Consider the following 26,753-nt stretch of genomic DNA (forward strand, 5'->3'; position numbering starts at 1 on the left):
GAAAGGGGATCTTGTGATGCTTCAGGTCAAACAAGCCAGTAAGATTTACGAAGGAAAAATTGCGTATCGCGCGTTAACGGATATTAACCTAACGATTGATAAAGGTGAATTCGTCGGCATCATGGGGCCGTCCGGAAGCGGAAAAACGACCCTATTAAATATGATTGCAACGATCGATGAACCGACGACGGGCGAAATATTGATCAGCGGCCAAAACCCGCATGTTCTCAAAAAAGAAAAATTGGCTAAATTTCGCCGCAGAGAGCTGGGATTTGTGTTTCAGGACTTTAATCTTCTGCCGACATTAACCGTTGAAGAAAATATCGTACTTCCTTTGACGCTTGACGGTGAAAAGGTCAGGGAAATGAAGCGGAGGGCAAACGATTTAGCTGAAAAGCTTGGAATTACCCACATTATGAAAAAGCGCACATATGAGATTTCGGGCGGTCAGGCCCAGCGCGCTGCTGTAGCGAGAGCGATGATTCATTCGCCGAAGCTTCTGCTTGCCGATGAGCCGACAGGCAACCTTGATTCAAAGTCATCCAAAGATGTGATGGAAATGCTTGAATCGATCAACCGCAACGAAAAAGCGACCATGATGCTTGTCACGCATGACCCTCAGGCGGCAAGCTATTGCAACCGGGTCGTCTTTATTAAGGATGGAAAGCTGTATTCGGAGATCAACCGCGGCGATAACCGCCAAGCGTTTTTCCAAAAGATTCTCGATACACTGTCCTTGTTGGGAGGGGATGCAAATGACCTTTCGTCAGTTCGCGTTTAACAACGTCATTCGCAACAAAAGGCTGTATGCCGCTTATTTTCTCAGCAGCATGTTTACAGTGATGGTTTTTTTCGCATTTGCGATTTTTGCTTTCCACCCGGTGATGACCAGTGATTCTTTGACTTCCGGCATCGGGCAGCATGCATCCTTTGGCCTGTTGGTCGCCGGCGGCATTATTTTTGTCTTCTCTTTTTTCTTTGTGCTGTACTCGATGAGTTCATTTCTTCAATCGAGAAAAAAGGAATTCGGCGTTTTAATGATCCAGGGGATGTCCATGCGCCAAATTCGCATGATGGTATTTCTTGAAAATATGCTGATTGGCTTTTTTGCGACAATCGGCGGGATTGTGCTCGGACTTGTCTTCGCCAAATTGATACTGCTCACAGCGGAAAATGTGCTGATTATTGATAACAAGCTCGATTTTTATTTTCCGTTGATGGCGATCATTGTGACGTTTATTTCTTTTAACGGCCTGTTCTTATTTATTTCTTTTCTTGTGTCATTTGTGCTCAGGAGCGAGAAGCTGATTGTTCTGCTAAAAGGAAACAAAATCTCCAAAGGGGAGCCGAAAGCATCTGCCTTGCTTACAGTGGTTGCAGCTGTTCTGCTTACCGGAGGCTATTACACCGCTTTGATTGTCAAGAAAATAGGCGTTCTTGTGGCGATGGTTCCGGTGACGATTGTTGTCATTATCGGCACATATCTGCTGTTTACGCAGCTGAGTGTTTATGTGATCCGCAGGCTCAAAAAACGGGAAAGCCTGTTTTGGCGGAAAACGAATATGATTTTGTTTTCTGATCTGTCTTACCGGATGAAAGACAATGCGCGGACGTTTTTTATGGTGGCCATTATCTCTACTGTCGCGTTCAGTGCGATTGGGACGCTGTATGGTTTCCAAACTCTGCTGACAAACGGAATTAAAGATATGAACCCGCATACGTTCTCGTATAAACCGCCGAAAACAAACAAAGACACCGAACAAGACGTGGCTTTCATCAACGACACGCTAAAAGAACGAAATATCAAAACTGACAAAGCATCAGCTGTCCTTCAATATTTCGATGTCGATGGCCATGACATGCTGATTGTGAAAGAATCTGACTATAACAAGTTTGCCGATCTGGTCGGGGCCGACCACGTCAAGCTTGAAGAAGGGAAAGCCGCAGCTGCCGAGTATGATGTCAAGGTTGGCCTAGAGGGAGAAGACGACCAGCCGCTCCCTTCATCAATCCCTCTTGCAACCGGACAAAAGCTGCAGGCTGACAAAACGGTCCGTTCAAAAGCGTTATCTGAAAACAGTTATTATATTGTGACAGACAAAGATTTCGCACAGTTGAAAAAACCGAAAAGCGAAAACCGGTTCTATGCCTGGCAGGCAAAAGAATCTGACGGCATGGCTTTAGTGAAAGCCGGGGAGGTTCTGCAAAAGAAACTGGATCGGATTTATTTCGCGGCTGTAGATTATGAGGTATATGATATAAGCAAAGGGTATGGCCCGGTATTATTTGTTGGACTGTTTATCGGAATCGTCTTCTTCGTTTCAGCAGGAAGTTTTCTCTACTTCCGATTGTACACTGATTTGGACGATGATAAGCAGAAATTCAAATCGATTGCCAAAATGGGCTTAACAGACCGGGAACTGCATAAAGTGCTGAACAGGCAGATCGGCATTCTGTTCTTCGCGCCTATCGCTGTTGCCCTTGTCCATGGAGCTGTGGCGCTGACCGCTTTATCGCATGCCTTTCAGTACAACCTCTTCAAGGAATCTGCAATGGTGCTCGGCGTGTTCTTCGCCATCCAGGTTATATATTACTTCATTGTCCGCTTCTACTATACAAAACAGATAAAAGCGGCGATTTAAAAAAGATTAGACTGCGTCTAACCGAAGCTTGTAGAGAAACCTGTGTTTTTCTACAAGCTTTTTTTATACTTGCAGCCGGAAAATTTGGGACCTATGTATTTTGCCTCTTTCTTCATTTGGATGATTATGTTAATTTGATATTATTTCAAATTTGAAAGAGGAGTGATCGATTTGCAGGTAAAAGAAATATTTGTTATTCGCTTTATTTCCTGCTTAAGCGTTGTTTTGCTTCATGCGATATCGATGGTGCTCATGGTGCGGGCGGACATGCTTGGAGATACGGTTTTCCGGGTTGTTGAATCTTTCAGGACGCTTCTGATGTTCAGTACGCCTGCGTTTATTTTTATTTCCGAATTTTTGCTCGCGCATGCTTACCCTGGCGGCGTTCCGGAAGGGTTTTTAAAAAAGCGGTTTAAAACGATTTTCATCCCTTTTCTATTTATCGCTGTTTTGGATGCTTTTATGACCGCTGGTCTGATGATGCAGCAATTTCATGCATCGGTCATTTTAAAAAAACTGTTGGCGAATATTTTCCTGGGGAATTTCATCGGATATTTCATCCTCGTCATTTTTCAATTTTACTTGTTGCACATGTGCTTCCATTCATTTTTGCAAAAGGCGTCGCCTAAATGGGTGCTTTCGATTTCTTTTGCGGTCACAGCGGCTTATTTGAGCTATTTCACGTTCATTCAACCTCCGGTTGTACAGGAAGAGGCGCCGTTTCCTTTTTCATGGGTGCCGTTTCCCGGCTGGCTCTTTTATTTTTGTTTGGCCTATTATTGCGGCAAAAATTACGAGCGCTTTTTGGCATTGCTGGAACGATACAGGCATGCGGTATATGCAGCGGCTGCTGTGACCGGATGTTTCATTGTAGCGGTTTCCTACTTCGGACAAGACATCGCAGTGACGTCAAAGCGTCCGGATATCCTGCTTTATTCAACAAGCATCATTTTCTTATGCTTTCACCTGTTTTCAAAACTGAAGTCGGTGCCGAAGCTGATCATGATGATCAGCAACTATTCTTTTTCTATTTATTTATTGCACGCTTTTATCCTGATTTTCGGGTTGGTCATTTTAACGAGCTTTGAAAGCATCGGTACGGTTTCGGCTGTTTTGCTCTTGTTTTCGATCTCTACAGGCGTTGCGGTTTTCATATCTTGGGCTGTAAATAAATTGAAGTACGGCTATATGTTTGTCGGAAAAATTTACGTGCCGAAAAAGAGGAGAATCGAGCAAAAAGTGAGCCATCATGCCGGTTAACGACTTAGATTGATAGAGCGAAAAGCCAGAACGGCAGGTTGCACCGCCGGAGCTTTTCGCTTTTTTATATTCTCGCAAAAATGTTCCGGTTTTGACACATCTTCTTTTAAATGGAAGGTGGCTTATTGCCTATAATCATATTATGATAACGATTATCATTTTCATAAGGTGGAGGCCTCAACAATGGTTTTAGCTGAATTAAAACAAAAAGAGAGAGCAAGAATCATAGATTTTTCAGAAGTGAATGAACTTGTTCAGCGCAGGCTCATACAGCTCGGGATGAAAGAAGAAGCTGAAATTTGCGTGCAGCGGAAATTGCCGTTTGGCGGACCGTTCATGTTTGAGTCAGGCGGACAGTGCCTCGGCATACGGCTTGAAGAAGCAAAAAAGATCAGGATTGAAAAACTATGAACAGCCGGCAGATTGCCCTTTTCGGAAATCCGAATACGGGGAAGACGTCATTGTTTAATGCGCTGACAGGCTCCTATGAGTATGTCGGAAATTGGAGCGGGGTGACCGTTGAGAAAAAGGTGGGACTGCTTCGCCATAAACAAGGAATGATGGTCGATCTCCCCGGCGTTTATACATTGAGCCCGCTGTCCCGCGATGAAGGGGTCGTCACTGACTTCCTGCTCAACGAATCATTTTCAGACATATTGAATATTGTCGATGCATCCCAATTAAAGCGGAATTTGCACTTAACTGTGCAACTCCTCGAATTTGGTCATCCGCTCACAATCGGTTTAAATATGATCGATGTCGCAGGACAGCGAGGCGTCTTCATTGATCATCAAAAGTTGTCTGCAGCGCTAGATGTTCCGGTGATTCCTGTGATTGCCCGTAGCGGCAAAGGGTGTGATGAACTGAGCCGGCATTTGCTTCTTGAAAAAGAAAAGAGAACAAAGCCGCTCGTCATCAATTACGGAAGCACAGTAGAAGAAGCGATTGGCAGGATCGAGTCGATCATACCGGAACGTCCCGGCGTTTTAAAACGGTGGATGGCTCTTCAATATTTGGAAGGCAACTCGAAAATGAAAGAGCAGCTGGAAGACGCGGCCGACAGCGAACGGTTAAAGGAAATTTACGAGGAGACAGAAAAACGCCTTCTTCAGGAACAATCCGCAAAATCGCTGCATCAGCATATTTACAATGAGAGAGAACGATGGATTGACCGCATCATGTCATCCTCTGTTGAATATCAGTCAGATCGAAAACAGACGCTGACTGAACGCGTGGATCAGATCGTTACGCATCCGGTGCTTGGCATTCCGATTTTTTTGTTGTTCATGTATCTCATGTTCATGCTGACGTTTGACTGGCTTGGTGTTCCATTGTCTGATACACTGGACGGTTTCATCGGCGGACCGCTGACGGAATGGACGGCTTCGGCACTGTCGGCAATGGGAGCCAGCCCGTTTATCGAGGCGCTCATTCTCGATGGGATCATTGCCGGTGTCGGCGGTGTCCTCGTTTTCGTCCCGCAGATTTTTATTCTGTTTTTCTTCATTTCGGTGCTCGAAGATTCCGGGTACATGGCGCGTGTGACCATGGTGATGGACCGTCTGATGGAGGCGATCGGTTTAAACGGTAAAGCCTTTATACCGCTGATCATCGGCTTCGGCTGCAATGTTCCGGGCGTCATGGCTGCACGAACTGTAGAGCAGCCTAAGGAAAGACTTTTGACGATTATGCTGACGCCATTTATGTCCTGTTCGGCAAGGCTGCCGGTTTATGCTTTGTTTGCAGGGGCTTTTTTTGCGGCTCATCAGGCTTTCGTCGTCCTGACCTTGTATGTGCTGGGCATTGCTGCGGCGCTGGTGCTGGCGAAGTTTTTATCCTCATCCAAGCTCAAAGAAGAAAAGTCGTTTTTCGTGATTGAACTGCCGCCTTATCGTTTGCCTCAAGCGCGTACATTGTGGCGGGCAACATGGGAAAAGGGCAAAGGTTTCGTCCGCAAAGCCGGGACTTACATTTTTGGCGGTTCTGTCCTCATTTGGCTTTTATCGTATACAGGGCCCGGTGGAACGGGCGTTGAGATGGATGACAGCTTTTTAGCAATGATCGGCGGAGTGCTCGCACCGTTGTTGATGCCGCTGGGGTTCGGCACATGGCAGGCAGCGGCATCACTATTAACCGGTTTTCTGGCGAAGGAAGTTGTCGTTGCTTCGATGAGCATCATCTATTTCGTACCTGAAGCCCAGCTGCAAGGCATGATGGCTGAGCAATTTACACCGCTGGCCGCTTACGGATTTATGGCTTTCGTTCTTTTATACGTACCATGCCTCGCGACAGTCGCGGTGATTAAAAAAGAAACAAACTCGAAAAAGTGGATGTTCCTGTCCATTGTTTACGGACTGGCCATTGCGTATGCGATCGCGTTCTTGATTTATCAGGGCGGAAGATTGCTTGGGTTATCATAGGAAGGATGTGAGGGCATGTTGTTTAATATCACGATCGGAGCGCTCATCTTCGGTTATGCGGCATGGACGCTTATTAAATTTGTCAGACGAAGCCGGAAAGGAAAATGCGCCGCCTGTGAATTAAATCGTACGTGTCAATCGGCTTGTGATGATGTGAAAAACAGCTGAGGTGCTCAGCTGTTTTTTAGACTTGCATTTCACTCATCAAAGCGAGGGTATTTCCTTCGGTATCTTTAAAGAAGGCCATCCAGGTTTCCGTTTGCTCGATTTTCGCCGCCACATGCGGCTCTATTGGAAAAGAAACGCCTTTTGTAGCGATTTCATTATATACTGCCGGCAAATCTTCAACTTGAAAATAGATGACGGAGCTTGCATGAGCAAATTCATCTTTTTCCGGGAGACTGAGAAGAAGCCGCAGCCCGCCGCGGTCTTGAACCGGTACCCCAATTTGTCCAACCTTTTTGATTCCCATCATGATCCCTCCCTTTTTTGTCATTATTTTCATTTTACGCAATTGATTCCAAAATATCTATTTTTCGCTGTGTTTTTTGTTTCACGTGAAACAGCGGGGGGCATGCGTGTTAAATCATTGTTTTCATGGATGTTTATTGTTAACATGGTTTCTGTTGGTTTAAATAGAAATAGTAGAGAGGAGGCGAACGTAATGAGTGAAAATCAAAAGGCTGACCAGGAAAGAAAAGTTGGATATGAAGGGTTTGTGCTTCTTCTTTCACTCATCTTTATTTCCATCTTTATCACGACCTCATACGAGATACCGAGCAATCTGTTACTGATCATTCTTTTTTTCATTGGCAGCGGCTATTATTCTATTAGGCTTGTGAGCAAAGGTCTGTTGAGAAAAAAGAGGGGACTTGGCTTTAAAGCCGGGTTGTTTGCCTTTGTCGTTTGGATGGCATTATCTTTTCTGTTTCATGACATTTCTTATCCATTTACTTTGGAAGGGTTATCATTTCAAATATTGATGTTTTTTCTTTTCTACATTCCTTTCTTTTTTATCTTTCAATTTGCTTTTAAGATTTCAAACATTCAAGAAAGAAAACAATAAAAAAAGCTGGAAATTCCAGCTTTTTTACTTATTCTCTTTCTCACGCTTCACCAGCATTTCCGTAATCAAATCAACCTGTTTGCTGACAGAGATCGGATCGTACGGGTAGAACGTGTCAAAGTCGTTGATAAAGACACGATTGTTTTTGACGGCGTCAAGGTTTTTCCAAATGGAAGACTGCTTGAGTTTGTCCAGCGTCTTGCTGTCGCCGTTCGGGTTATAGTCTGTTACAAACATGTAGTCGGCAGCATATTCAGGTACGACTTCCAAGGATAGTTCTTTGATGTCGCCTTTTTTGAAGATGTCCTTTTGAATCTTTTCAGGCGCTTTTAAGCCGAGCGCGTTGTACACGGCTTGGCCTCCGCGGCCGCCGTTGTCATTGAACACCCAGAATTGTCCTTTTTCTGTGTTTTCATAAATACCGAAAGTAGCCTTTTTATCGACGACTTGAGCGATTTTTTTCCTTGCTGATTTCGATTTCTGTTCGAAATCGGCAAGGAATTGTTCAGCTTCTTCTTTAGCTCCTGCAATGTCGCCAAACATCTTAACGGTTTCCTGAACATTTTTCGCCGTATTATAAGGAATCACAACGGTCGGTGCGATTTTGGACAGTTTGTCGTAATTTTCATCGTTCATGACAACAATTAAATCCGGCTTCAGTTTCATGACTTTTTCCACATTAATTGGGTCGCCTAAATCTGTCACATCTTTCATACGGTCCTTTAAAAACGGATTGGAGAAAGACCACGAGCCGGAGCCGACGACATTGGCGCCGACCGTGAACAGTTCACCGGCATAAAAGTCTGTCACGATGCGCTTTGGATGTGTTGGAATGTCTACTTTTCCACGCGTTGATTGATATGTTCTTGTCGTTTCTTCAGACGCTTTTTCTTTGTTGCTGTTTGACGAATTGCCGCCTCCACAGGCGCTGATCACGATACACAACAGCATAACTAAACCGATTATCAATAAGTTCTTTTTCACTTGACCCTCCTGTTGATATAAAGCATATGAAATTATCTAAGTGATAATGATTCGCATTATCAATGTAAATATAGCAAATGAATCCCTCTTTCGTCTATCACTTTTTTTGCTAAGTATGATTAGTGCTGTTTTGGTTAATTTGTTACTATAAACAGAAAAAGGATTGATGAAGTATGGCAGAAACGAACACGGTGATCAAAAAACTGCAGTTCAAGGATAATGGACAGCCTGTACTGATCGTGAATCCGCCAGAGGCATACAGCGGCATCATGGCTGAATTTCAAGGCCATGTCGATCATCAGGCCGAAGCTGACCGGTACGATTTTGTTCAGGTATTCGCAGCGACCAACGCAAAGTTGCAGGCTTTAGCTAAAGAGGCTGAGCGTCATCTGGCTGAAGACGGACTGTTTTGGCTTTGCTACCCGAAAAAATCTTCGAAAGTCTACAAAGGATCGGACTGCAGCCGCGACACAGTAGCCGGACTGCTTGCGGACCAAGGCTATGAACCGGTTCGGCAAATTGCAATAGATGAAGATTGGTCTGCGCTCAGGTTTCGCAAGACGGAAAACATTAAAACGATGAAGCGCAAATTTGCCGTGACGGAAAAAGGTAAACAGCGTACAGATCAAGAATGATCATATATGTCTCTTTTCAGAGAGGCAGATGATTCAGCTTGTGAACGAAAGTACACAAAAAAGAAATAATATTATGTTCAATGTTTCGCAAACTTTTTGTATAATGAATCTAATCTTTTAAAATACCATAGAAAAGAGGTATGCAGTATGAAGAAATGGGCATTTGTATCAGACTTTGATGGGACGATTTCCAAACAGGATTTTTACTGGATGGTCATTGATAAATATTTTCCGGAAGGCCGTGAATTGTTCAAGAAGTGGAAGGCCGGAGAATTAAAAGATATCGAGTTTTTGGGAACTGTTTTTGCTTCAATTCATCAAAGCGAGCAAAAAATCATTGATGACATTCATTCCATACCAATTGATGAATATGTGCCAGACTTCATTCAGCATGTCCAGAAAAACGGCGGCGATTTCTACATTTTAAGCGCCGGCACGAATTATTACATTCATTATATTTTAAAGAAATACGGGATTACAGACGTTGAGGTCTTTTCAAATAAAGGCTTTTTTAAAGAAGACAATGTTCATTTGGACATTGATGAGAATCATTGGCATTACTCTGAGCGCTATGGGATTGATAAATCAAAGGTCATTCAGAAGCTGAAAGAAGAGTACGAGACGATTTATTTTGCAGGTGACAGTGAACCGGATTCCCACCCGGCTAAATTTGCGGATGTAACATTTGCAAAGGATGCGCTCCAGGATTTGCTTCGTCAGCAGGGGGTGCCATTTGTAGCCGTTGAAACATTTGAAGACATTGAACAGTATCTTAAAGAAAAAGGGCGGATCGTCTAATGCCGCGCCAGGTTACCAGCATAGCCATTCCCGCGGTTTTGGACATTAGTGAAGGCGTGCTTGGCCGGTTGGATGAGATATTGAGAAAGCATCAGTTTGACAAGGCGATCATGTTTTTTGACGATTTTTCCTATCAGCAGTATGAGCACTCATTAAAAGCCGCCTTTCAACATGTCAAAGTAGAAGCTGTTTTGCTGCCGTCCAACCTGGACATACAGGAGCTTTTGAAGCAGGCATTTTCAATCGGGAATTACGATGTCATCATTGCCATGGGCGGCGGGTATGTTGTCGATTGCGGAAAATACATCGCTTTTTCCAAGCGGACCCCGTTCATCAGCATTCCGACGTCGGCATCCAATGACGGGTTTGCGAGCAGCAATTGCTCGCTTCAAGTCGAAGGAAAAAAAACAACCGTGCCGGCAAGGGTTCCGTATGGAATCATAGCTGATTTGAGTATCATTCAAAAAGCGCCGGAGCACTTTATTTTGGCGGGGATCGGCGATTTGATGTCCAATATTACGGCACTTTATGATTGGGAGTTTGAAGAGCGGCACGGGGTCAGCGATGTAAATGCGTTTGCGTCGATGCTCAGCAAGAAAGCGGTCAACAGCTTTGTCCGTACACCGATGCAGGATATTAAACAGCCGATCTTTTTAAAAGAGCTTGTCAGCTCTTTGACAATGGGAGGCATCGCCACGGAAATCAGCGGAAACAGCGCGCCGATCAGCGGTTCTGAGCACCTGATTTCCCATGCGTTGGACAAAATTGCGGAAAAACCGCAGATGCACGGCATTCAAGTCGGGGTAGCCACCTACATCATGGCTCATGTACAGGATCACCGGGCTGAGCGGATTGAAAAGGTGTTTACGAGAACAGGCTTTTTTCAATATGTGAAAACACTGAATCTGAACAAAGATGAGTTTCGCGAAGCGATCAATTTGTCGCACACTGTCAAGCCGAACCGCTATACGTACTTGCATGAAGCCGGCTATCGCGAAAAAGCGCTTCGCATCCTTGATGAAGATCCGATTCTGCAGGAAATATTTTAAGCAGGCCAAGCGGCTCGAAAAACGCCTTATTTGCTGTAAGGCGTTTTTTCCGTGGGCATCAGACGAAAATGACGGGGAAAAGCTGTGATACAATAAAGAAGGTATGGGTCATAAGTACGACGTTAGGGCTCGATTCTGATCAGGGAGAGTGTAAAATGTACAAACTAATCGCGATAGATATGGATGGAACATTGTTGAATGATCTTCATGAAGTAACAGAGGAAGTTCGGAATGCCCTGCATGCTGCAAAAAAGCAAGGCGTCAAAATCGTTCTCTGCACGGGCCGTCCTCTCGGCGGTGTAAGCCGCTATCTGGAAGAACTGAATCTAAATGAAGACGGCGATTATGTCATCGCCTATAACGGAGCGCTCGTTCAAAATACGCACACTCAAGAAGTCGTGTCAGAGCTGACACTGGGCTATGATGATGTGAAATCGTTATATGAGCTTAGCCAAAAGCTTGATACGCCGATGCATTTTTTTGATTCTGCTTATTTATATACGCCAAACCGGGAAATCAGCCCGTATACTGTTCACGAATCATACGTCACCAAAGTGCCGCTCCGGTTCCGGACGATCAAAGAAATCCCGAAAGACCTTCTCGCGCCAAAGGCGATGTACATTGATGAACCGGAAAAGCTGGATCGGACGATCGCAGCAATACCGGAAGACGTCAAGGAACGTTATACAATGGTGAAAAGCTCGCCGTTCTTTTATGAAATTCTTCACCCTGCGGCAAGTAAAGGAAATGCCGTTCAGCAGCTTGCCGACATATTAGGCATCGCGCAAGAAGAAGTGATCTGTATTGGAGACAACGGAAACGACATGTCGATGATCGAATGGGCTGGATGCGGAGTCGCCATGGGGAATGCGATCCCTGAGGTAAAAGCTTCGGCCGATTATGAAACGCGTACGAATAACGAAAACGGCGTTGCTCACGCCATTCATGAGCTTGTATTGTCCAAATGAAAAAGCCGGCCCTTCGAAAGGCCGGCTTTTACCTATTTGCGGCGCCATGCTTCAATCCGCCAAATATGAGTCACCCAGTCTTCATAAAAAGACGGTTCATGGGAAACGAGCAAAATCGTTCCCTTGTAGTCGCAGAGCGCTTGCTTTAACGCACGCTTTGCCGATGTGTCAAGATGGTTTGTCGGTTCATCAAGAACAAGCAGATTGCTGTTTGAAAGCATCAGTTCCGCCAGCCGGACCTTTGCCTGTTCACCGCCGCTTAGCGTAGCAAGGGGCTGGCTGATATGCTTTGGCGTCAAACCGGATATCGCGAGCGTCTGCCTGATGTCTTTTTCCGATAGATCAGGAAAGAACGCCCGCAATTTTTCAAGCGGTGTATGATGAGAAGCCGGACTTTCCTGTCTGAAATAGGCCGCCTGTAAATGCTGTCCTGCTGTGACGGTGCCGCTAAGAGGCTTGAGATCACCGAGCAGCGTTTTAATGAGCGTCGATTTTCCGGCGCCGTTTTCTCCGGTAATGGCGATTTTATCGCCCCGTTTTACGGTCAGAGAAAGAGGCTTAAATAATGGAACGGTGTAGCCCGCCTCAAGATTTTCCGTTTTGAGTACGGTCATCGCCGGATTTCGCCCCGTTTTAAATGAAAAGCTGGGGACATAAGAATCTGTCGGTTTTTCGATTCGCTTGATTTTGCTTAATGCTTTCTCCCTGCTTTTGGCCTGCTTCGCCTTTCGGACCCTGTTCCGGTCGATAAACCCCTCTAGCTTTTTAATTTCCCTGTGTTGTTTGGCGTATGCGGCTTCAGCCTGTGCCCTGCTTTGCACATATTCCTTCAGAAAATATTGATAGCTGCCGGAGTACCGTTTGATCGTTTGATGCTCCAGATGGAATGTCACCGTCGTGATCTCATTTAAGAAGTGTTCGTCATGTGAGATCACGAGAAAGGCGTGCTTATAGTTTTTCAAATACCCCGTCAGCCACTCAATATGGGCCGCATCCAAATAGTTGGTCGGCTCATCCAACAGCAGCACATCAGGTTCTTCAAGCAGCAGTTTGGCCAACAGGAGCTTCGTACGCTGCCCGCCGCTTAAAGCCGCGACATCCTGATCAAGCCCGATTTCCGTAAAGCCGAGGCCTTGAGCGGCATCCTCAATTTTCGTTCCGATTTGGTAAAATCCTGAACTCTCCAGTTCGGATTGGAGCTCTCCGTATCTTTTCAAAATGGCCTCCAGATTGTCTTCGGCGTCGGCCATTTTTTCGGCAAGCCGATTCAGTTGCTTTTCGATTTCAAACAGCCGGTCGTACGCTTGCTCCATGTACTGAAGGATGGTTGTGCCTTTCGTCAGCTTGGCATGCTGTTCAAGAAAGCCGGCCCGAATGTTTGGCTGCCATTCAATGTTTCCGTGATCGGGCAGAAGGCTGCCTGTCAAAATCCGCAGCAATGTCGATTTTCCGGCTCCGTTTGCACCGACAAGGCCGGCGTGTTCGCCTTTCAGCAGGCGGAACCCGGCGTCTTGAAAGATAATACGGTCTCCATATATATGGGTCAGATTCGTGACATGAACAATACTCATGGTGATTCTCTCCTTCAGGCTTATTTTTTTTGAAAAAACAAGCCATCAAAAGAGAACAGCGTGAAGCCTCGCTATCCTGTCCGGCAAAAAAAACGGGTAAGGCAAACTACACCTTACCCGCTACATATTTAAAATACAGCAAGAAAGGATGTCAAATCATATCAAACTGTTCCCGAGATGGCTTGTCTAAAAAAGGGCAGACTTCTCCCGTCTTTAAGCCAATTCTCTTTTAAGAACAGTTGATAAGATTTTCATTCCTTTCCACCTCGTTTTGGTCAAATTTACCTTCACCACACATTATATGAAGCGGAGTGCCGGTTGTCAAACCGCTGCCATATGAATTGACATCGTGCAGGCAGTGTGTTATTTAATTTGTGAACAGAATCGAACGATATATGTATATCATATGAGCAAAAGAGGAGAGAGACAGATGGCTAAAAAAGAATTTAAAGCAGAATCCAAGAGATTGCTGGACATCATGATCAACTCGATTTATTCCCAAAAGGAAGTCTTTTTAAGGGAGCTGATATCCAATGCGAGCGATGCCATCGATAAAATCTACTACAAAGCGCTGACAGACGATTCACTGACGTTTAACAAAGATGATTACTACATAAAAATCTCCGCAGACAAAGAAAACAGAACGCTGACGATTGCGGACACCGGGATCGGCATGACGAAAGAAGAGCTTGAAGAACATCTTGGAACCATTGCCAAGAGCGGCTCGCTTGCGTTTAAACAAGAAAACGAATTAAAAGACGGGCACGATATTATCGGCCAGTTCGGCGTCGGTTTCTACGCCGCTTTTATGGTTGCGGACACCGTCACCGTCATGACAAAAGCCCATGGCAGCGATGAAGCGTATCAATGGGAATCAGCGGGGGCCGACGGCTATACGATCGAACCGGCTGCGAAAGAATCAGCGGGAACCGATGTCATTTTGAAGCTGAAAGAAAATACAGACGACGAAAACTATGATGAATACTTGGATGTTCATCGCTTAAAAGCGATCATCAAAACATATTCTGATTTCATCCGCTATCCGATCAAGATGGATGTCACCGTTAACAAGCCGAAAGAAGACGCTGAAAATGAATTTGAAGAAGTTCAGGAAGAACAGACAGTCAACAGCATGGTGCCGATTTGGCGAAAAAACAAAAGCGAACTGAAAGATGAAGAATACGAGGCGTTTTATACGGAAAAGCGTTACGGTTTTGACAAGCCGCTCGCTCACGTCCATACAAGCGTGGACGGCGCAGTGAGATATCATGCGATTTTATTCATCCCTGAAAATATTCCGTTCAACTACTACACGAAGGAATTTGAGAAGGGTCTTGAACTGTATTCGAACGGTGTACTGATCATGGAAAAGTGTCCGGACCTGCTGCCTGACCACTTCAGCTTTGTCAAAGGAATGGTCGATTCAGAAGACTTATCGCTCAACATTTCGAGGGAGATGCTCCAGCATGACAGGCAGCTGAAGCTGATTGCCAAAAACATCAGCAAAAAAATCAAGAATGAGCTGAAAAGCTTGCTGAAAAATGACAGAGAAAAATACGAGTCTTTTTATCAATCGTTTGGCAGACAGCTTAAATTTGGGGTATACAATGATTTTGGAGCTCATAAAGATATGCTGAAAGACCTGCTGCTTTTCTATTCATCAAAAGAGAAAAAGCTGGTCACCCTTGATGAATATGTATCCAGAATGCCTGAAGATCAAAAATACATTTACTATGCGTCAGGCGACTCGTATGACCGAATTGAAAAGCTTCCTCAAACCGAGCTGGTTTCGGAAAAAGGGTATGAAATCCTTTATTTCACCGAGGACATCGATGAGTTCGCCATCAAAATGCTGGCGAATTATCAAGAAAAAGAATTCAAGTCGGTATCCAGCGGCGACCTCGGAATCGAAAACGATGATGAGCAAAATCAATCAGACGGGGACGACAGCCAATACAAAGACCTTTTTGAAGAGATGAAAAAGACCCTGGATGGAAAAGTGAAAAGCGTAAGGGCGTCAAAACGGCTGAAGACACACTCTGTATGCCTTGCCGCTGACGGAGAAGTCACCATCGAGATGGAAAAAATCTTAAACGCAATGCCTGACAACCAGCACGTAAAGGCTGATAAAGCATTGGAAATCAATACAAATCACGAAGTCTTCAAAACACTGCAGGATGCTTTTGAAAACGACAAAGATAAATTCAAGCTGTACACCGGCATCCTGTACAACCAGGCGCTGCTGATAGAAGGCTTGCCAATCGAAGACCCCGTTGAATTTACGAATGATATATGCAAAGTGATGGCATAAAAATAAAAAAGATACATCTCAGCTTTAGGCGAGATGTATCTTTTTTTGATGTTAATGTTTCACAACTTCCTGTCCCCGCACATTCCATGTCATCGCAAAGATGAGTGCTGCGATTGCACATGAAGCGGTTAAGAGCGTAAAGCCCGCATTCCAGCCGGATGCATCGACGATAACACCCATCAGCGCATTTGCCGTCAAGGTTCCGCCCAGGTATCCGAACAGACCCGTCAATCCTGCAGCCGTACCTGCCGCTTTTTTCGGAACAAAGTCAAGTGCCTGAAGACCAATCAGCATAACTGGACCGTAAATGAGGAATCCGATCGCGATCAATGATGCCATGTCGATCATCGGATTGCCGGCTGGATTGAACCAGTATACAAGCACCGCGATCAAAACACCTACCATAAAGACAAAGCCTGCCGGTCCGCGGCGCCCTTTAAACCATTTGTCAGAGATCCAGCCGCAAAGCAATGTCCCCGGAATCCCCGCCCATTCATACAGAAAATAAGCGACACTTGATTTGCTCATATCAAAGCCTTTTTCTTCGCTTAAATAGGTTGGCGCCCAATCCAGAACGCCGTAGCGGACGAAGTACACGAAAATGTTGGCAAGTGCGATCGCCCACACCCATTTATTATTTAATACATATTTAAAGAGGATTTCTTTCGTTGATAATTCCGTTTCAAATGTTTTCTTCGACTTGCTTGAATAATCGTTGCGGTATTCCTCGATTGGAGGCAGTCCGACAGACTGCGGCGTATCCCGGATCAGCCAGTAAGAAATGACGGCAACGGCGATGGCGACCAAGGCGGGCAAAATAAATACGCCTTCATAGCCTGTAGCAGATCCCGTAATGCCTGAGAAGATGGCGACGCCGGCAACGGCTATAGGCGCCATCAGTCCCCCGCCGACATTGTGGGCGACATTCCATATGGCTGTTTTATTTCCCCTTTCGCTGACGCTGAACCAGTGGACAAGGACGCGTCCTGACGGCGGCCACCCCATGCCTTGGAACCAGCCGTTTAAGAACAGCATGATAAACATAATGGCGATCGATGAGGTGAAGAAAGGAACAAACCCCATCAACAAGCTGATGACAGCGGAAAGGATCAAACCGGCGGGCAGGAACATCCGCGGATTGCTCCGGTCTGATATCGTGGCCATCACGAACTTGCTCAGCCCGTAAGAGATGGATAGAGCGGATAAGGCAAAGCCGAGCGCCGACTTTGAAAATCCCTCTTCGATTAAATAAGGCATGGCAAGCGAGAAATTTTTGCGAATTAAATAGTATGCCGCATAACCGATGAAGATGCCGAGAAAAACTTGCAGTCTGAATTTCTTATATTCCGAATCAATTTGATCGTCCGGCATCCGCTCAATCGGCGGTGCTGGTTTAAACAGTTTTAACATGGTATACCCCTTCTTTATTCATTTACTTCTTTTCACGCAAAACATCGCGCAGCCGGTCCGGAAAGTTGGTGAACATTCCGGTCGCTCCCCAATCGAGCAGCCGCTTCATATCTTCTTTTTCATTCACGGTATAAGGATGGACCAGCATGCCGGTGCTTCGAATTTTTTGCACGTATGCCCGGTCAATGCGGTCAAAGTTCATGCCGAGTCCGACGCTGTAAGATTGATATTGTTTTAATTCGGCGTCAGTAATGGCAGCCGGTTTGTCGTACCATAATAATTGCACAAGCGGAATGTTTGGATTAGCGTTATGAATGATTTGTAAGCTTTCAGGACTAAAAGATTGAATGATGACTTTGCTTGAATGAATGTTTGCCCCGGTCAGTTTGTATTGCTTCAGAATGTCCAGGAGCTTTTCTTCCATATGATCATAGTCTTCCGGTGATTTTGTTTCGATATAGTAGCGCGCGCTTCTCCCGAATGTTTGGATGATTTCTTCTAGGGTAGGCACTTTCAGCCCAACGTACTCCGTTTTTGCCCGCTCAGGATATGCTTCGTTAAACCAGGAGCCTGCATCAAGCTGTTTGATTTCTTTCAGCGTATAGTCTTTGACAAAACCCGTACCATTGGTCGTGCGATCCAATGTCTCATCGTGCATGGCGACCAAATGTCCGTCTTTTGTCATTTGAAGATCGATTTCTATGTAATCGCCTTTCATTTTTTGCCCAAGCTTATAAGCCAAAAGCGTATGTTCGGGAGCATGACCCGATGCGCCGCGGTGTGCGACATTTAATAGCTGACTCGGATTGAGCTGCGGCTGGGAATGGCTTGCGGCCTCCGCATGCCCGCTGAGTCCAAAACCGGCGGCAACGATTGCAGCTGTTATAAGGAAGATGCTGCGGACAAGTTTTTTCATCAAATGATTTCCCCTTTCAAGTCGGTATGCAGAATGTTGGTTTCCGGTTTTTTTTCGCCTCCTTATGTGACGAATAAAAAGAGAGATCCACAAAAAAACCCCTGGCACAAGAGGGTCTTATTGTGAATCTCCCATTCTACGTCACTTGTATTAACTTCTTTCCTATCATACCAAAAATGGAAGCGCTGTCAATATGATTTTAAAAATAAAGAAACCTATCTTTTAAGATAGGTTTCCTGATTATTTAGCGGGCGAACAGCCGGTCGATGAAATCAATGTCCTCTTGAGACAGATTGACTTCTGCCGTTTTGAGGTTGTCGATCAGCTGATCTGCGCGTTTGGCGCCCGGGATCAACACATCGATTTCAGGTCTTGCCAAGTACCAGGCCAACACGATATGTGCGATGTCAACATTGTGTTTTTCCGCGATCGGCGCAAGCTGGTTCACTTTTCTAATGTTTTCTTTGAAGCGTTCGCCTTGGAAGTTTTCCATTTCTCTTCTCAGGTCGCCTTCCGGGAACGTTGTATCTTCGCTGTATTTTCCGGCGAGCAATCCGGAGACAAGCGGGAAGTAAGGAACAAATGAGATGTTATGCTCCTGTGTATACGGGAAGAATGTCGCCTCAGCTTCCCTGTTCAGCAAGTTGTATTCGCCTTGGAGCACATCCACCAATCCGTCTTTGTTCGCTTCTTTCAGCTGCTCAAGCGAAAAGTTGGATACCCCGATCGCTCTGATTTTGCCTTCCTGCTTCAGTTCATGGAGCGCTTGAACCGCTTCGTCTTTCGGCGTGTTCTCATCAGGGAAATGGATATAGAAAAGGTCGATGTAGTCAGTTTGCAGACGCTCCAGACTTTCTTCAACGGATTTTTTCAAAAATGCAGGGGAGTTGTCAAAGACAAAATCGTCGCCTTCTTTCTTATGGGCGGCTTTTGTCGCAATCACGACATCCTCGCGGTTGAATTCTTTGAGGACTTCGCCGATTAATTCTTCGGAACGGCCGATGCCGTATATGTAGGCGGTATCTAAAAATGTGACGCCGTTTCTGATCGCTTCCCGCACCAATTCTTTTCCCGTTTCTTCATTGAGATTCGGATAAAGGTTATGTCCTCCGACGGCATTGGTTCCCAAACCAATCGGGAATACGTGCAAATCTGATTTGCCAACTTTAACTTTTTTCATTGGATTCCCCTCCTGAAATGATATGTTGATCAATAAACTTGGCCGGCCGCTTGGATACAGCCGGTCAAGGATGTCCAATTCAACTATACATGTTTTGCCAAATGGATTTCAATGTTGCGCTCTTTACAGTACTCGTGATATTCCTCATCCAGCGCCTGAGATGTGACGATCGCGTGCAATCTGTGAAACGGCGCGTACGTCAGCAAGGTCGACTTCCCGAATTTGGAATGATCGGCCAGCAAGTATACTTGTTTTGCTTTTTCGGATATTTTCTTTTTAATTTCATATTCAAGCAGATCGGAGTTTGTCAGTCCATGGGTAAGTGTTGCTCCTGTTGCCGACATGAAAGCTTTATTAATATTATATTTATCCAATGTTCCCGGATCATCCATGCCGACGAAGGACTGCGTTTTCCGTTTGTAGTTGCTGCCGATGATGATCAAGTTTATATTTTGCATCGCGGCAGCAGCGTTGATAATGTCGAGGCTGTTCGTTAAAACGGTTACATTTTTATTTGGATCAAGAGTTTCCAATATGGATTGGGTCGTTGTGCCGGAATCGATAAAGATCAGGTCATGGTCTTCAATAAAGCGTGAAGCGTAGTGCGCGATTTTCATCTTGGCATCCTTGTTTTGAATGGTTCTGTTTTCAAATGGGATTAAGGCCGTTTTTTCGATCGCCGTTACGCCGCCGTAGACTTTTTTTATGACTCCTTTCTCGGTCAGCTTGTTAATGTCGCGTCTGACCGTGTTTTTGGAAACATTAAAGACCTGGCAAAGCTCATCAAGCGAAACGGTGCCATTGGTCAAAATATATTCTTCCATTTCTTTGATCCGCATTAACTTCATACCAAGTATCTCCTTCTAGTATATTTGGCTAAATATATATAATAAACCCAAAAGTTAACCAATAATTGTTTAAAAAATGATGACATTGGTGATTATTTTTTGCAAGATTTGTCCTGTTCCTTTTTATTATACAATGTTTTTCTAAATCATTTTAAGGTTTTCTATAAATCTTACAAAAGAAAAATTTAATGATTTTGATTGACTTATGGGTAAGAGCGGATTAGAATATAACCAAGAAGTGACCAAAACGTGATAAAGTTGAGAAATTTCTGAGTGTAAACGTTTTATTGCGTTGCGGTTCTTTTGATAAAATCATCGTTCTATTCATTAATTTCTTTTGTAAGCGTTTAATTCCTGTTTTTTGCGAAAATCCGTTATGCAATGAAGAGCCGTTCGGCATTCATACATAATGGTTGGAACCTGCCCCATCTGTACCAGGAGATGTTTAATATTCAAGGAGGTTATAAGAATGGCAGAAATCAGAAAGTTAAGAAACTATATTAATGGAGAATGGGTTGAAAGCAAAACCGACAAATACGAAGATGTAGTCAATCCTGCGACGAAAGAAGTGCTTTGCCAGGTGCCGATTTCGACGCGCGAGGATATCGAATACGCAGCGCAAACAGCGGCTGAAGCGTTTAAGACATGGTCAAAAGTGGCCGTTCCGCGCCGGGCAAGAATTCTATTTAACTTTCAGCAGCTTTTGACTCAGCATAAAGAGGAGCTCGCCCACCTCATCACGATTGAAAACGGAAAAAACACGAAAGAAGCGTTGGGCGAAGTTGGACGCGGCATCGAGAATGTCGAGTTTGCAGCTGGAGCGCCATCCCTGATGATGGGAGATTCACTTGCTTCAATTGCAACCGATGTTGAAGCGGCGAACTACCGTTACCCGATCGGAGTCGTCGGCGGAATTGCCCCATTTAACTTCCCGATGATGGTACCGTGCTGGATGTTCCCGATGGCCATTGCGTTAGGAAACACATTTATTCTGAAACCTTCCGAGCGTACGCCGCTCCTGACGGAAAAGCTTGTTGAACTGTTTGAAAAAGCCGGACTTCCTAAAGGGGTCTTCAATGTCGTATACGGTGCTCATGATGTAGTAAACGGCATTCTCGAACACCCGGAAATTAAAGCGATTTCATTCGTCGGTTCAAAACCGGTCGGAGAATATGTCTATAAAAAAGGAAGCGAAAACCTGAAACGCGTTCAATCGCTGACAGGCGCTAAAAACCACACCATCGTTCTGAACGATGCCAATCTTGAAGACACGGTAACAAATATTATCGGCGCTGCTTTCGGATCTGCCGGCGAACGCTGTATGGCATGTGCAGTAGTGACGGTTGAAGAAGGGATCGCAGATGAATTCATGGAGAAATTGGTTCAGAAAGCATCTGAAGTCAAAATCGGAAACGGACTAGACGACGGTGTATTCCTCGGACCTGTCATTCGCGAAGACAACAAGAAACGCACACTCGGCTATATACAAAAAGGAGTTGAAGAGGGTGCGAGACTTGTCTGCGACGGACGTGAAAATGTGACAGATGAAGGCTATTTCGTCGGCCCGACAATCTTTGACAATGTCACAACTGATATGACGATCTGGAAAGACGAGATTTTTGCTCCCGTATTGTCAGTCATCCGTGTGAAGAACTTGAAAGAAGCGGTTGACATCGCCAACCAATCCGAATTTGCAAACGGCGCATGTTTGTTCACATCGAATTCGAATGCGATCCGCTATTTCCGTGAAAACATTGATGCGGGAATGCTCGGCATCAACTTGGGCGTACCGGCTCCGATGGCATTCTTCCCGTTCTCAGGATGGAAGTCTTCGTTCTTTGGCACATTGCATGCGAACGGAAAAGACAGCGTCGATTTCTATACGCGCAAAAAGGTCGTCACTGCAAGATATCCGGCGCCTGACTTCAATTAATTGTGAAAAAACCGAGCGGCGCGGTTCCCGCGCTGTTCGGATCATGTTTCAAGTTTGAAAAGGAGGCTTTATCCATGAGTCATTTGTTGCGCAAGCCGCAGGCGAATGAGCTGTCACAAGGCGTGAAGCTTGTACACGAAGTGAAAAAATCGAATTCGGATCTCAGTTATGTCGAGTTTAAAGTCCTTGATCTCGCACCGGGATCCAGCTATGAAGAATCGCTGAGCAAACAAGAATGCTGCATCGTCGCGCTTACCGGAAAGATTACCGTAACCGATCATGAACAGACATTTGAAAATATCGGCACGAGAGAAAGCGTTTTCGAAAGAAAGCCGACCGACAGCGTGTATGTGTCAAATGACCGCAAGTTCGGCATTACCGCGGTTACAGAGGCAAGAGTTGCCCTGTGCTATTCCCCTTCTGAAAATCAGCTGCCGACGAAACTGATCAAAGCTGAAGACAACGGTATTGAAAACCGCGGGAAATTCAGCAATAAACGAACCGTTCATAACATACTTCCGGATTCAGATCCTTCAGCGAACAGCCTTTTAGTCGTCGAAGTCTACACTGAAAGCGGAAACTGGTCCAGCTATCCGCCGCACAAGCATGATCAAGACAACCTGCCTGAAGAGTCCTTTTTAGAAGAAACATACTACCATGAACTTGACCCACAGCAAGGCTTTGTATTTCAGCGCGTCTACACAGATGACCGTTCTATCGACGAGACGATGACTGTTGAAAATGGAAACGTTGTCATCGTGCCGGCCGGATACCATCCTGTCGGGGTGCCTGACGGATACACATCCTATTATTTAAACGTGATGGCAGGGCCGACGCGGAAATGGAAGTTTCATAACGACCCTGACCATGAATGGATTTTGGAACGCTAACAATAAGGCAAGGAGAGGCTGTTGAAGATGAGGTATACGTTTAATGAAGAGAAAGAATTTGACATTGTAGCGATCGGCCGCGCATGTATCGATTTAAACGCAGTCGAATACAACAGGCCGATGGAGCAGACGATGACATTTTCAAAATATGTCGGCGGCTCCCCGGCTAATATTGCAATCGGCAGTTCCAAATTAGGATTGAAGACCGGCTTTATCGGGAAGATTCCGGATGACCAGCACGGCAGATTCATCGAAACCTATATGAGAAATACGGGTGTCGATACGTCACAAATGGCGGTTGATAAAGACGGACATAAAGCGGGGCTTGCTTTCACAGAAATTTTAAGCCCTGAAGAATGCAGCATTTTAATGTACAGGGATGATGTTGCAGATCTTTACCTTGCCCCTTCTGAAGTGAACGAAGACTATATTGCAAAATCGAAGATGCTTCTTGTGTCAGGTACGGCGCTGGCTAAAAGCCCTTCCCGCGAAGCGGTGCTGAAAGCCGTGCAGCTGGCGAAAAAGCATCAAGTGAAAGTGGTCTTTGAGCTTGACTATCGTCCATATACGTGGACATCTGCGGAGGAAACGTCCGTTTACTATACGCTTGTTGCCGAACAATCAGACATTGTCATCGGAACGCGTGATGAGTTTGATGTAATGGAAAATAAGAGCGGCGGCAGCAATGAAGAATCTGTTCAGCATTTGTTTGCACATTCCGCAGATCTTGTCGTTATCAAGCACGGTGTCGAAGGTTCATATGCATACAGCAAATCCGGAGGCATCTTCCGGGCGAAAGCATACAAAACGAAGGTCTTAAAAACGTTTGGAGCGGGGGATTCATACGCTTCCGCTTTCCTCTACGGACTCGTTTCAGGCAAAGATATTGAAACTGCGCTGAAATACGGAAGCGCTTCCGCATCCATTGTTGTTTCCAAGCACAGCTCATCTGAAGCGATGCCGACAGTCGCCGAGATTGAAGAGCTTATCGCGGCTCAGTCTTAAATGAAGAATATGAATAAAGGTGGGATCGTTTGTGGGCAAGAAAATACGTTTAACCACAGCACAAGCGTTAATTAAATTCTTAAATCAGCAGTACATCCATGTAGATGGTGAAGAAACACCGTTTGTCGAGGGGATCTTTACGATTTTCGGCCATGGGAACGTCGTTGGCATCGGCCAGGCGCTTGAACAGGATGCGGGTCATTTAAAGGTGTTTCAAGGCAAGAATGAGCAGGGAATGGCACATGCGGCAATGGCTTACAGCAAGCAGATGCTGAGGAGGAAGATCTATGCTGTATCAACATCAGTCGGACCGGGAGCAGCTAACCTTGTGGCAGCTGCAGGTACGGCGCTTGCGAACAATATTCCGGTCCTCTTGATTCCGGCCGATACATTTGCAACAAGACAGCCTGATCCTGTTCTTCAGCAAGTAGAACAGGAATACAGTGCGGCGATTACGACGAACGATGCTTTGAAGCCTGTTTCGAGATATTGGGACCGGATTACGCGCCCTGAACAGTTGATGAGCAGTCTGATTCGCGCTTTTGAAGTGATGACAGATCCTGCAAAGGCGGGTCCTGCAACGATTTGCATTTCTCAAGATGTTGAAGGGGAAGCCTATGATTTCGATGAAAGCTTTTTTGAGAAACGCGTTCACTATATTGATCGCAAAGAGCCGAGCGAGCGTGAACTGAAGGGAGCGGCGGAGCTGATCAAGTCGAGCAAAAAACCGCTCATCTTGGTCGGCGGCGGAGCGAAATATTCCGGAGCGCGCGACGAATTGATCGCCATGTCTGAAGCTTACAATATTCCGCTGGTGGAAACCCAGGCCGGGAAATCCACAGTGGAAGCTGATTTTGCCAACAACTTGGGCGGAATGGGCATCACAGGTACGCTGGCGGCAAACAAAGCGGCTCGCGAGGCTGACTTGATCATCGGAATCGGCACGCGCTACACCGATTTCGCGACATCATCAAAAACCGCTTTTGACTTTGACAACTCAAAGTTTTTAAACATCAATGTCAGCAGAATGCAGGCATATAAACTGGATGCTTTCCAAGTCGTTGCCGATGCAAAAGTAACGCTCGGCAAGCTGCACGGTTTATTGGAAGGCTATAAGAGCGAATTCGGTTCAATCATCAAGGAACTGAAAGACGAGTGGCTTGCTGAGCGTGACCGTTTGAGCAAGGTAACATTTAAGCGTGAAAACTTCACACCTGAAATTAAAGATCATTTTTCTCAAGAAATACTCAACGAATACGCGGATGTGCTGCAAACCGAGCTCCCGCAAACAACGGCATTGCTCGCGATCAATGAAACAGTTGATCCGGACAGCGTCGTCATTTGTTCAGCAGGCTCTTTGCCGGGGGATCTGCAGCGGCTGTGGCATTCAAACGAACCGAATACGTACCACTTGGAATACGGCTATTCCTGCATGGGATATGAAGTATCGGGAACACTCGGCTTGAAATTGGCTCATCCTGATAGAGAGGTTTATTCACTGGTCGGAGACGGAAGCTTCCTGATGCTCCACTCAGAGCTCATTACAGCAATTCAATATAATAAAAAAATCAACGTGCTGCTCTTTGACAACTCAGGATTCGGCTGTATCAACAACCTGCAAATGGACCATGGAAGCGGCAGCTACTTCTGCGAATTCAGAACAGCAGACAATCAGATTCTCAATGTCGACTACGCGAAAGTGGCCGAAGGGTATGGAGCAAAAACCTACAAAGCGAACACGATTGAAGAATTAAAAGCGGCGCTTGAAGATGCCAAAAAACAAGATGTCTCAACATTGATCGAAATGAAGGTGTTGCCGAAGACGATGACGGACGGCTATGACAGCTGGTGGCACGTAGGTGTTGCAGAGGTTTCCGAACAGGAAAGCGTGCAAAAGGCGTATGAAGCAAAAGAAAAAATGCTGAAATCTGCAAAGCAGTATTAAAGGAGGCACCAGGATGGGCAAGACACAAATTCTATGGGGCATCGCCCCCATAGGGTGGCGGAACGATGATATTCCGGAAATCGGCGCGGGAAACACACTTCAGCATTTGTTGAGCGACATTGTTGTTGCAGGCTTTCAAGGCACAGAAGTGGGCGGCTTTTTTCCGGAACCGGCCATTCTCAATAAAGAGCTCGAGCTGAGGAACCTAAGGATTGCCGGCAAGTGGTTCAGCAGCTATATCATTCGGGACGGCATTGAAGAAGCAGCCAAGGAATTTGCGGCTCACTGCCAGTACTTGAAAGACGTCCATGCCGATGTTGCGGTCGTATCAGAACAGACGTACAGTGTGCAGGGCTTGGATAAAAACGTGTTTAAAGAAAAGCCTTATTTCAACGATGAAGAATGGCAGCGGCTATTTGCAGGTTTAAATCACCTCGGGGAAATCGCCGGCCGATACGGCCTGAAGCTTGTCTATCATCACCACCTCGGCACAGGCGTGCAGACAGAGGAAGAGGTGGACCGGCTCATGGCGGGAACTGACCCTGCACTCGTGCACCTTCTGTATGATACTGGGCATGCCTACATTTCAGATGGAAATTATTTGAACATATTAGAGAAGCATATGGACCGGATTGGGCACGTTCATTTTAAAGACGCGCGCCTCAAGATCATGGAGAAATGCAAACAGGAAGGAAAATCGTTCCAACAGGCATTTTTGCAAGGGATGTTCACAGTTCCAGGCGACGGCTGCATCGATTTTAGAGAAGTCTATAAAATGCTTCTAAAGCATGGCTATTCCGGCTGGATCGTTGTGGAAGCAGAGCAGGATCCCGATGTTGCCAACCCGCTTGAATACGCATTGATCGCCAGAAAGTACATCGATCGTCACTTGTTGAATGTCCCAGCAACCAATTAAGGGGGC

The 26,753-nt window shown here is 45.6% G+C and carries 24 protein-coding genes; 17 read left to right on the forward strand and 7 right to left on the reverse strand.

All coding sequences use genetic code 11. The features are described from left to right. Positions 1-16: 16 nt before the first annotated feature. The 6 genes from ACVC9U_RS20080 to ACVC9U_RS20105 all read left to right on the forward strand — a co-directional run bounded on the left by ACVC9U_RS20080 (position 17) and on the right by ACVC9U_RS20105 (position 6,490). Positions 17-781, forward strand: a complete 765-nt coding sequence (locus ACVC9U_RS20080) for an ABC transporter ATP-binding protein (protein ID WP_020453565.1) — start codon at positions 17-19, stop codon at positions 779-781. Then, a complete protein-coding gene (locus tag ACVC9U_RS20085) occupies positions 756-2,642 on the forward strand; it encodes an FtsX-like permease family protein (protein ID WP_441391419.1) in 1,887 nt (628 codons plus the stop codon). The genes ACVC9U_RS20080 and ACVC9U_RS20085 overlap by 26 nt, the downstream gene beginning before the upstream one ends. 171 nt (positions 2,643-2,813) lie before the next feature. After that, entirely contained in the window at positions 2,814-3,902 is a 1,089-nt protein-coding gene (locus ACVC9U_RS20090; RefSeq protein ID WP_020453563.1) for an acyltransferase family protein, read from the forward strand. Positions 3,903-4,085: 183 nt separating this feature from the next. Then, positions 4,086-4,313: a FeoA family protein gene (locus ACVC9U_RS20095; RefSeq protein ID WP_020453562.1), complete on the forward strand. Its 228-nt coding sequence runs from the start codon at positions 4,086-4,088 to the stop codon at positions 4,311-4,313. Then, positions 4,310-6,322 (forward strand): ferrous iron transport protein B, encoded by a 2,013-nt coding sequence (gene feoB / locus ACVC9U_RS20100; protein ID WP_441391420.1) that lies wholly within the window; start codon positions 4,310-4,312, stop codon positions 6,320-6,322. The genes ACVC9U_RS20095 and feoB overlap by 4 nt, the downstream gene beginning before the upstream one ends. Positions 6,323-6,337: 15 nt before the next feature. Then, the gene (locus ACVC9U_RS20105) at positions 6,338-6,490 is read left to right on the forward strand and encodes a FeoB-associated Cys-rich membrane protein (RefSeq protein WP_026580385.1); all 153 of its coding nucleotides are present in this window, start codon (positions 6,338-6,340) and stop codon (positions 6,488-6,490) included. A 16-nt stretch (positions 6,491-6,506) separates the two neighbouring features. Here the strand turns inward: ACVC9U_RS20105 and ACVC9U_RS20110 are convergent, their stop codons facing one another. Continuing rightward, positions 6,507-6,794: a VOC family protein gene (locus ACVC9U_RS20110; RefSeq protein WP_043054518.1), complete on the reverse strand. Its 288-nt coding sequence runs from the start codon at positions 6,792-6,794 to the stop codon at positions 6,507-6,509. Between the two features lie 192 nt (positions 6,795-6,986). Here ACVC9U_RS20110 and ACVC9U_RS20115 point away from each other — a divergent pair, with 192 nt between their 5' ends. Then, positions 6,987-7,388, forward strand: coding sequence for a hypothetical protein (locus tag ACVC9U_RS20115; RefSeq protein ID WP_020453559.1), 402 nt, complete (start codon positions 6,987-6,989; stop codon positions 7,386-7,388). 24 nt (positions 7,389-7,412) lie between these two features. On the opposite strand, the gene ACVC9U_RS20120 is transcribed toward ACVC9U_RS20115, so the two are convergent. After that, entirely contained in the window at positions 7,413-8,372 is a 960-nt protein-coding gene (locus ACVC9U_RS20120) for an iron-hydroxamate ABC transporter substrate-binding protein (protein ID WP_043054517.1), read from the reverse strand. A gap of 173 nt (positions 8,373-8,545) precedes the next feature. Here ACVC9U_RS20120 and ACVC9U_RS20125 point away from each other — a divergent pair, with 173 nt between their 5' ends. From ACVC9U_RS20125 to yidA, 4 genes are all read left to right on the forward strand, one after another. Next, positions 8,546-9,007: a DUF3052 domain-containing protein gene (locus ACVC9U_RS20125; protein ID WP_441391421.1), complete on the forward strand. Its 462-nt coding sequence runs from the start codon at positions 8,546-8,548 to the stop codon at positions 9,005-9,007. Positions 9,008-9,154: 147 nt separating this feature from the next. Continuing rightward, the gene (locus ACVC9U_RS20130) at positions 9,155-9,805 is read left to right on the forward strand and encodes an MtnX-like HAD-IB family phosphatase (RefSeq protein WP_020453556.1); all 651 of its coding nucleotides are present in this window, start codon (positions 9,155-9,157) and stop codon (positions 9,803-9,805) included. Next, complete coding sequence (locus ACVC9U_RS20135) at positions 9,805-10,854, forward strand: iron-containing alcohol dehydrogenase family protein (RefSeq protein ID WP_020453555.1); 1,050 nt, start codon at positions 9,805-9,807, stop codon at positions 10,852-10,854. The genes ACVC9U_RS20130 and ACVC9U_RS20135 overlap by 1 nt, the downstream gene beginning before the upstream one ends. Positions 10,855-11,009: 155 nt before the next feature. Further along, positions 11,010-11,822, forward strand: a complete 813-nt coding sequence (yidA, locus tag ACVC9U_RS20140) for a sugar-phosphatase (protein ID WP_441391422.1) — start codon at positions 11,010-11,012, stop codon at positions 11,820-11,822. A gap of 32 nt (positions 11,823-11,854) precedes the next feature. Here the strand turns inward: yidA and ACVC9U_RS20145 are convergent, their stop codons facing one another. Then, on the reverse strand, positions 11,855-13,393 hold the full coding sequence (locus ACVC9U_RS20145) for an ABC-F family ATP-binding cassette domain-containing protein (RefSeq protein ID WP_020453553.1): 1,539 nt from the start codon (positions 13,391-13,393) through the stop codon (positions 11,855-11,857). A gap of 430 nt (positions 13,394-13,823) precedes the next feature. On the opposite strand from ACVC9U_RS20145, the gene htpG reads away from it, so the two are divergent. Continuing rightward, the gene (gene htpG, locus ACVC9U_RS20150; protein ID WP_020453552.1) at positions 13,824-15,704 is read left to right on the forward strand and encodes a molecular chaperone HtpG; all 1,881 of its coding nucleotides are present in this window, start codon (positions 13,824-13,826) and stop codon (positions 15,702-15,704) included. A 51-nt stretch (positions 15,705-15,755) separates the two neighbouring features. Here the strand turns inward: htpG and glpT are convergent, their stop codons facing one another. From glpT to ACVC9U_RS20170, 4 genes are all read right to left on the reverse strand, one after another. Then, positions 15,756-17,114 (reverse strand): glycerol-3-phosphate transporter, encoded by a 1,359-nt coding sequence (gene glpT / locus ACVC9U_RS20155; protein WP_020453551.1) that lies wholly within the window; start codon positions 17,112-17,114, stop codon positions 15,756-15,758. Between the two features lie 22 nt (positions 17,115-17,136). Continuing rightward, positions 17,137-18,030: a glycerophosphodiester phosphodiesterase gene (locus tag ACVC9U_RS20160; RefSeq protein ID WP_020453550.1), complete on the reverse strand. Its 894-nt coding sequence runs from the start codon at positions 18,028-18,030 to the stop codon at positions 17,137-17,139. Positions 18,031-18,274: 244 nt separating this feature from the next. Beyond that, positions 18,275-19,210, reverse strand: coding sequence for an aldo/keto reductase (locus ACVC9U_RS20165; RefSeq protein WP_020453549.1), 936 nt, complete (start codon positions 19,208-19,210; stop codon positions 18,275-18,277). A gap of 83 nt (positions 19,211-19,293) precedes the next feature. Then, the gene (locus ACVC9U_RS20170) at positions 19,294-20,058 is read right to left on the reverse strand and encodes a DeoR/GlpR family DNA-binding transcription regulator (RefSeq protein ID WP_020453548.1); all 765 of its coding nucleotides are present in this window, start codon (positions 20,056-20,058) and stop codon (positions 19,294-19,296) included. A gap of 469 nt (positions 20,059-20,527) precedes the next feature. On the opposite strand from ACVC9U_RS20170, the gene iolA reads away from it, so the two are divergent. The 5 genes from iolA to iolE all read left to right on the forward strand — a co-directional run bounded on the left by iolA (position 20,528) and on the right by iolE (position 26,747). Continuing rightward, complete coding sequence (gene iolA / locus ACVC9U_RS20175; RefSeq protein WP_020453547.1) at positions 20,528-21,991, forward strand: methylmalonate-semialdehyde dehydrogenase; 1,464 nt, start codon at positions 20,528-20,530, stop codon at positions 21,989-21,991. A gap of 74 nt (positions 21,992-22,065) precedes the next feature. Beyond that, complete coding sequence (gene iolB, locus ACVC9U_RS20180; protein ID WP_020453546.1) at positions 22,066-22,881, forward strand: 5-deoxy-glucuronate isomerase; 816 nt, start codon at positions 22,066-22,068, stop codon at positions 22,879-22,881. Between the two features lie 27 nt (positions 22,882-22,908). Continuing rightward, positions 22,909-23,886: a 5-dehydro-2-deoxygluconokinase gene (gene iolC / locus ACVC9U_RS20185; RefSeq protein WP_020453545.1), complete on the forward strand. Its 978-nt coding sequence runs from the start codon at positions 22,909-22,911 to the stop codon at positions 23,884-23,886. A gap of 31 nt (positions 23,887-23,917) precedes the next feature. Next, entirely contained in the window at positions 23,918-25,831 is a 1,914-nt protein-coding gene (iolD, locus tag ACVC9U_RS20190; protein WP_020453544.1) for a 3D-(3,5/4)-trihydroxycyclohexane-1,2-dione acylhydrolase (decyclizing), read from the forward strand. 13 nt (positions 25,832-25,844) lie between these two features. Continuing rightward, positions 25,845-26,747, forward strand: a complete 903-nt coding sequence (gene iolE, locus ACVC9U_RS20195) for a myo-inosose-2 dehydratase (protein WP_441391423.1) — start codon at positions 25,845-25,847, stop codon at positions 26,745-26,747. The last annotated feature ends 6 nt before the right edge of the window (positions 26,748-26,753 follow it).

The organism is Bacillus sp. GM2 (genome assembly GCF_056155945.1).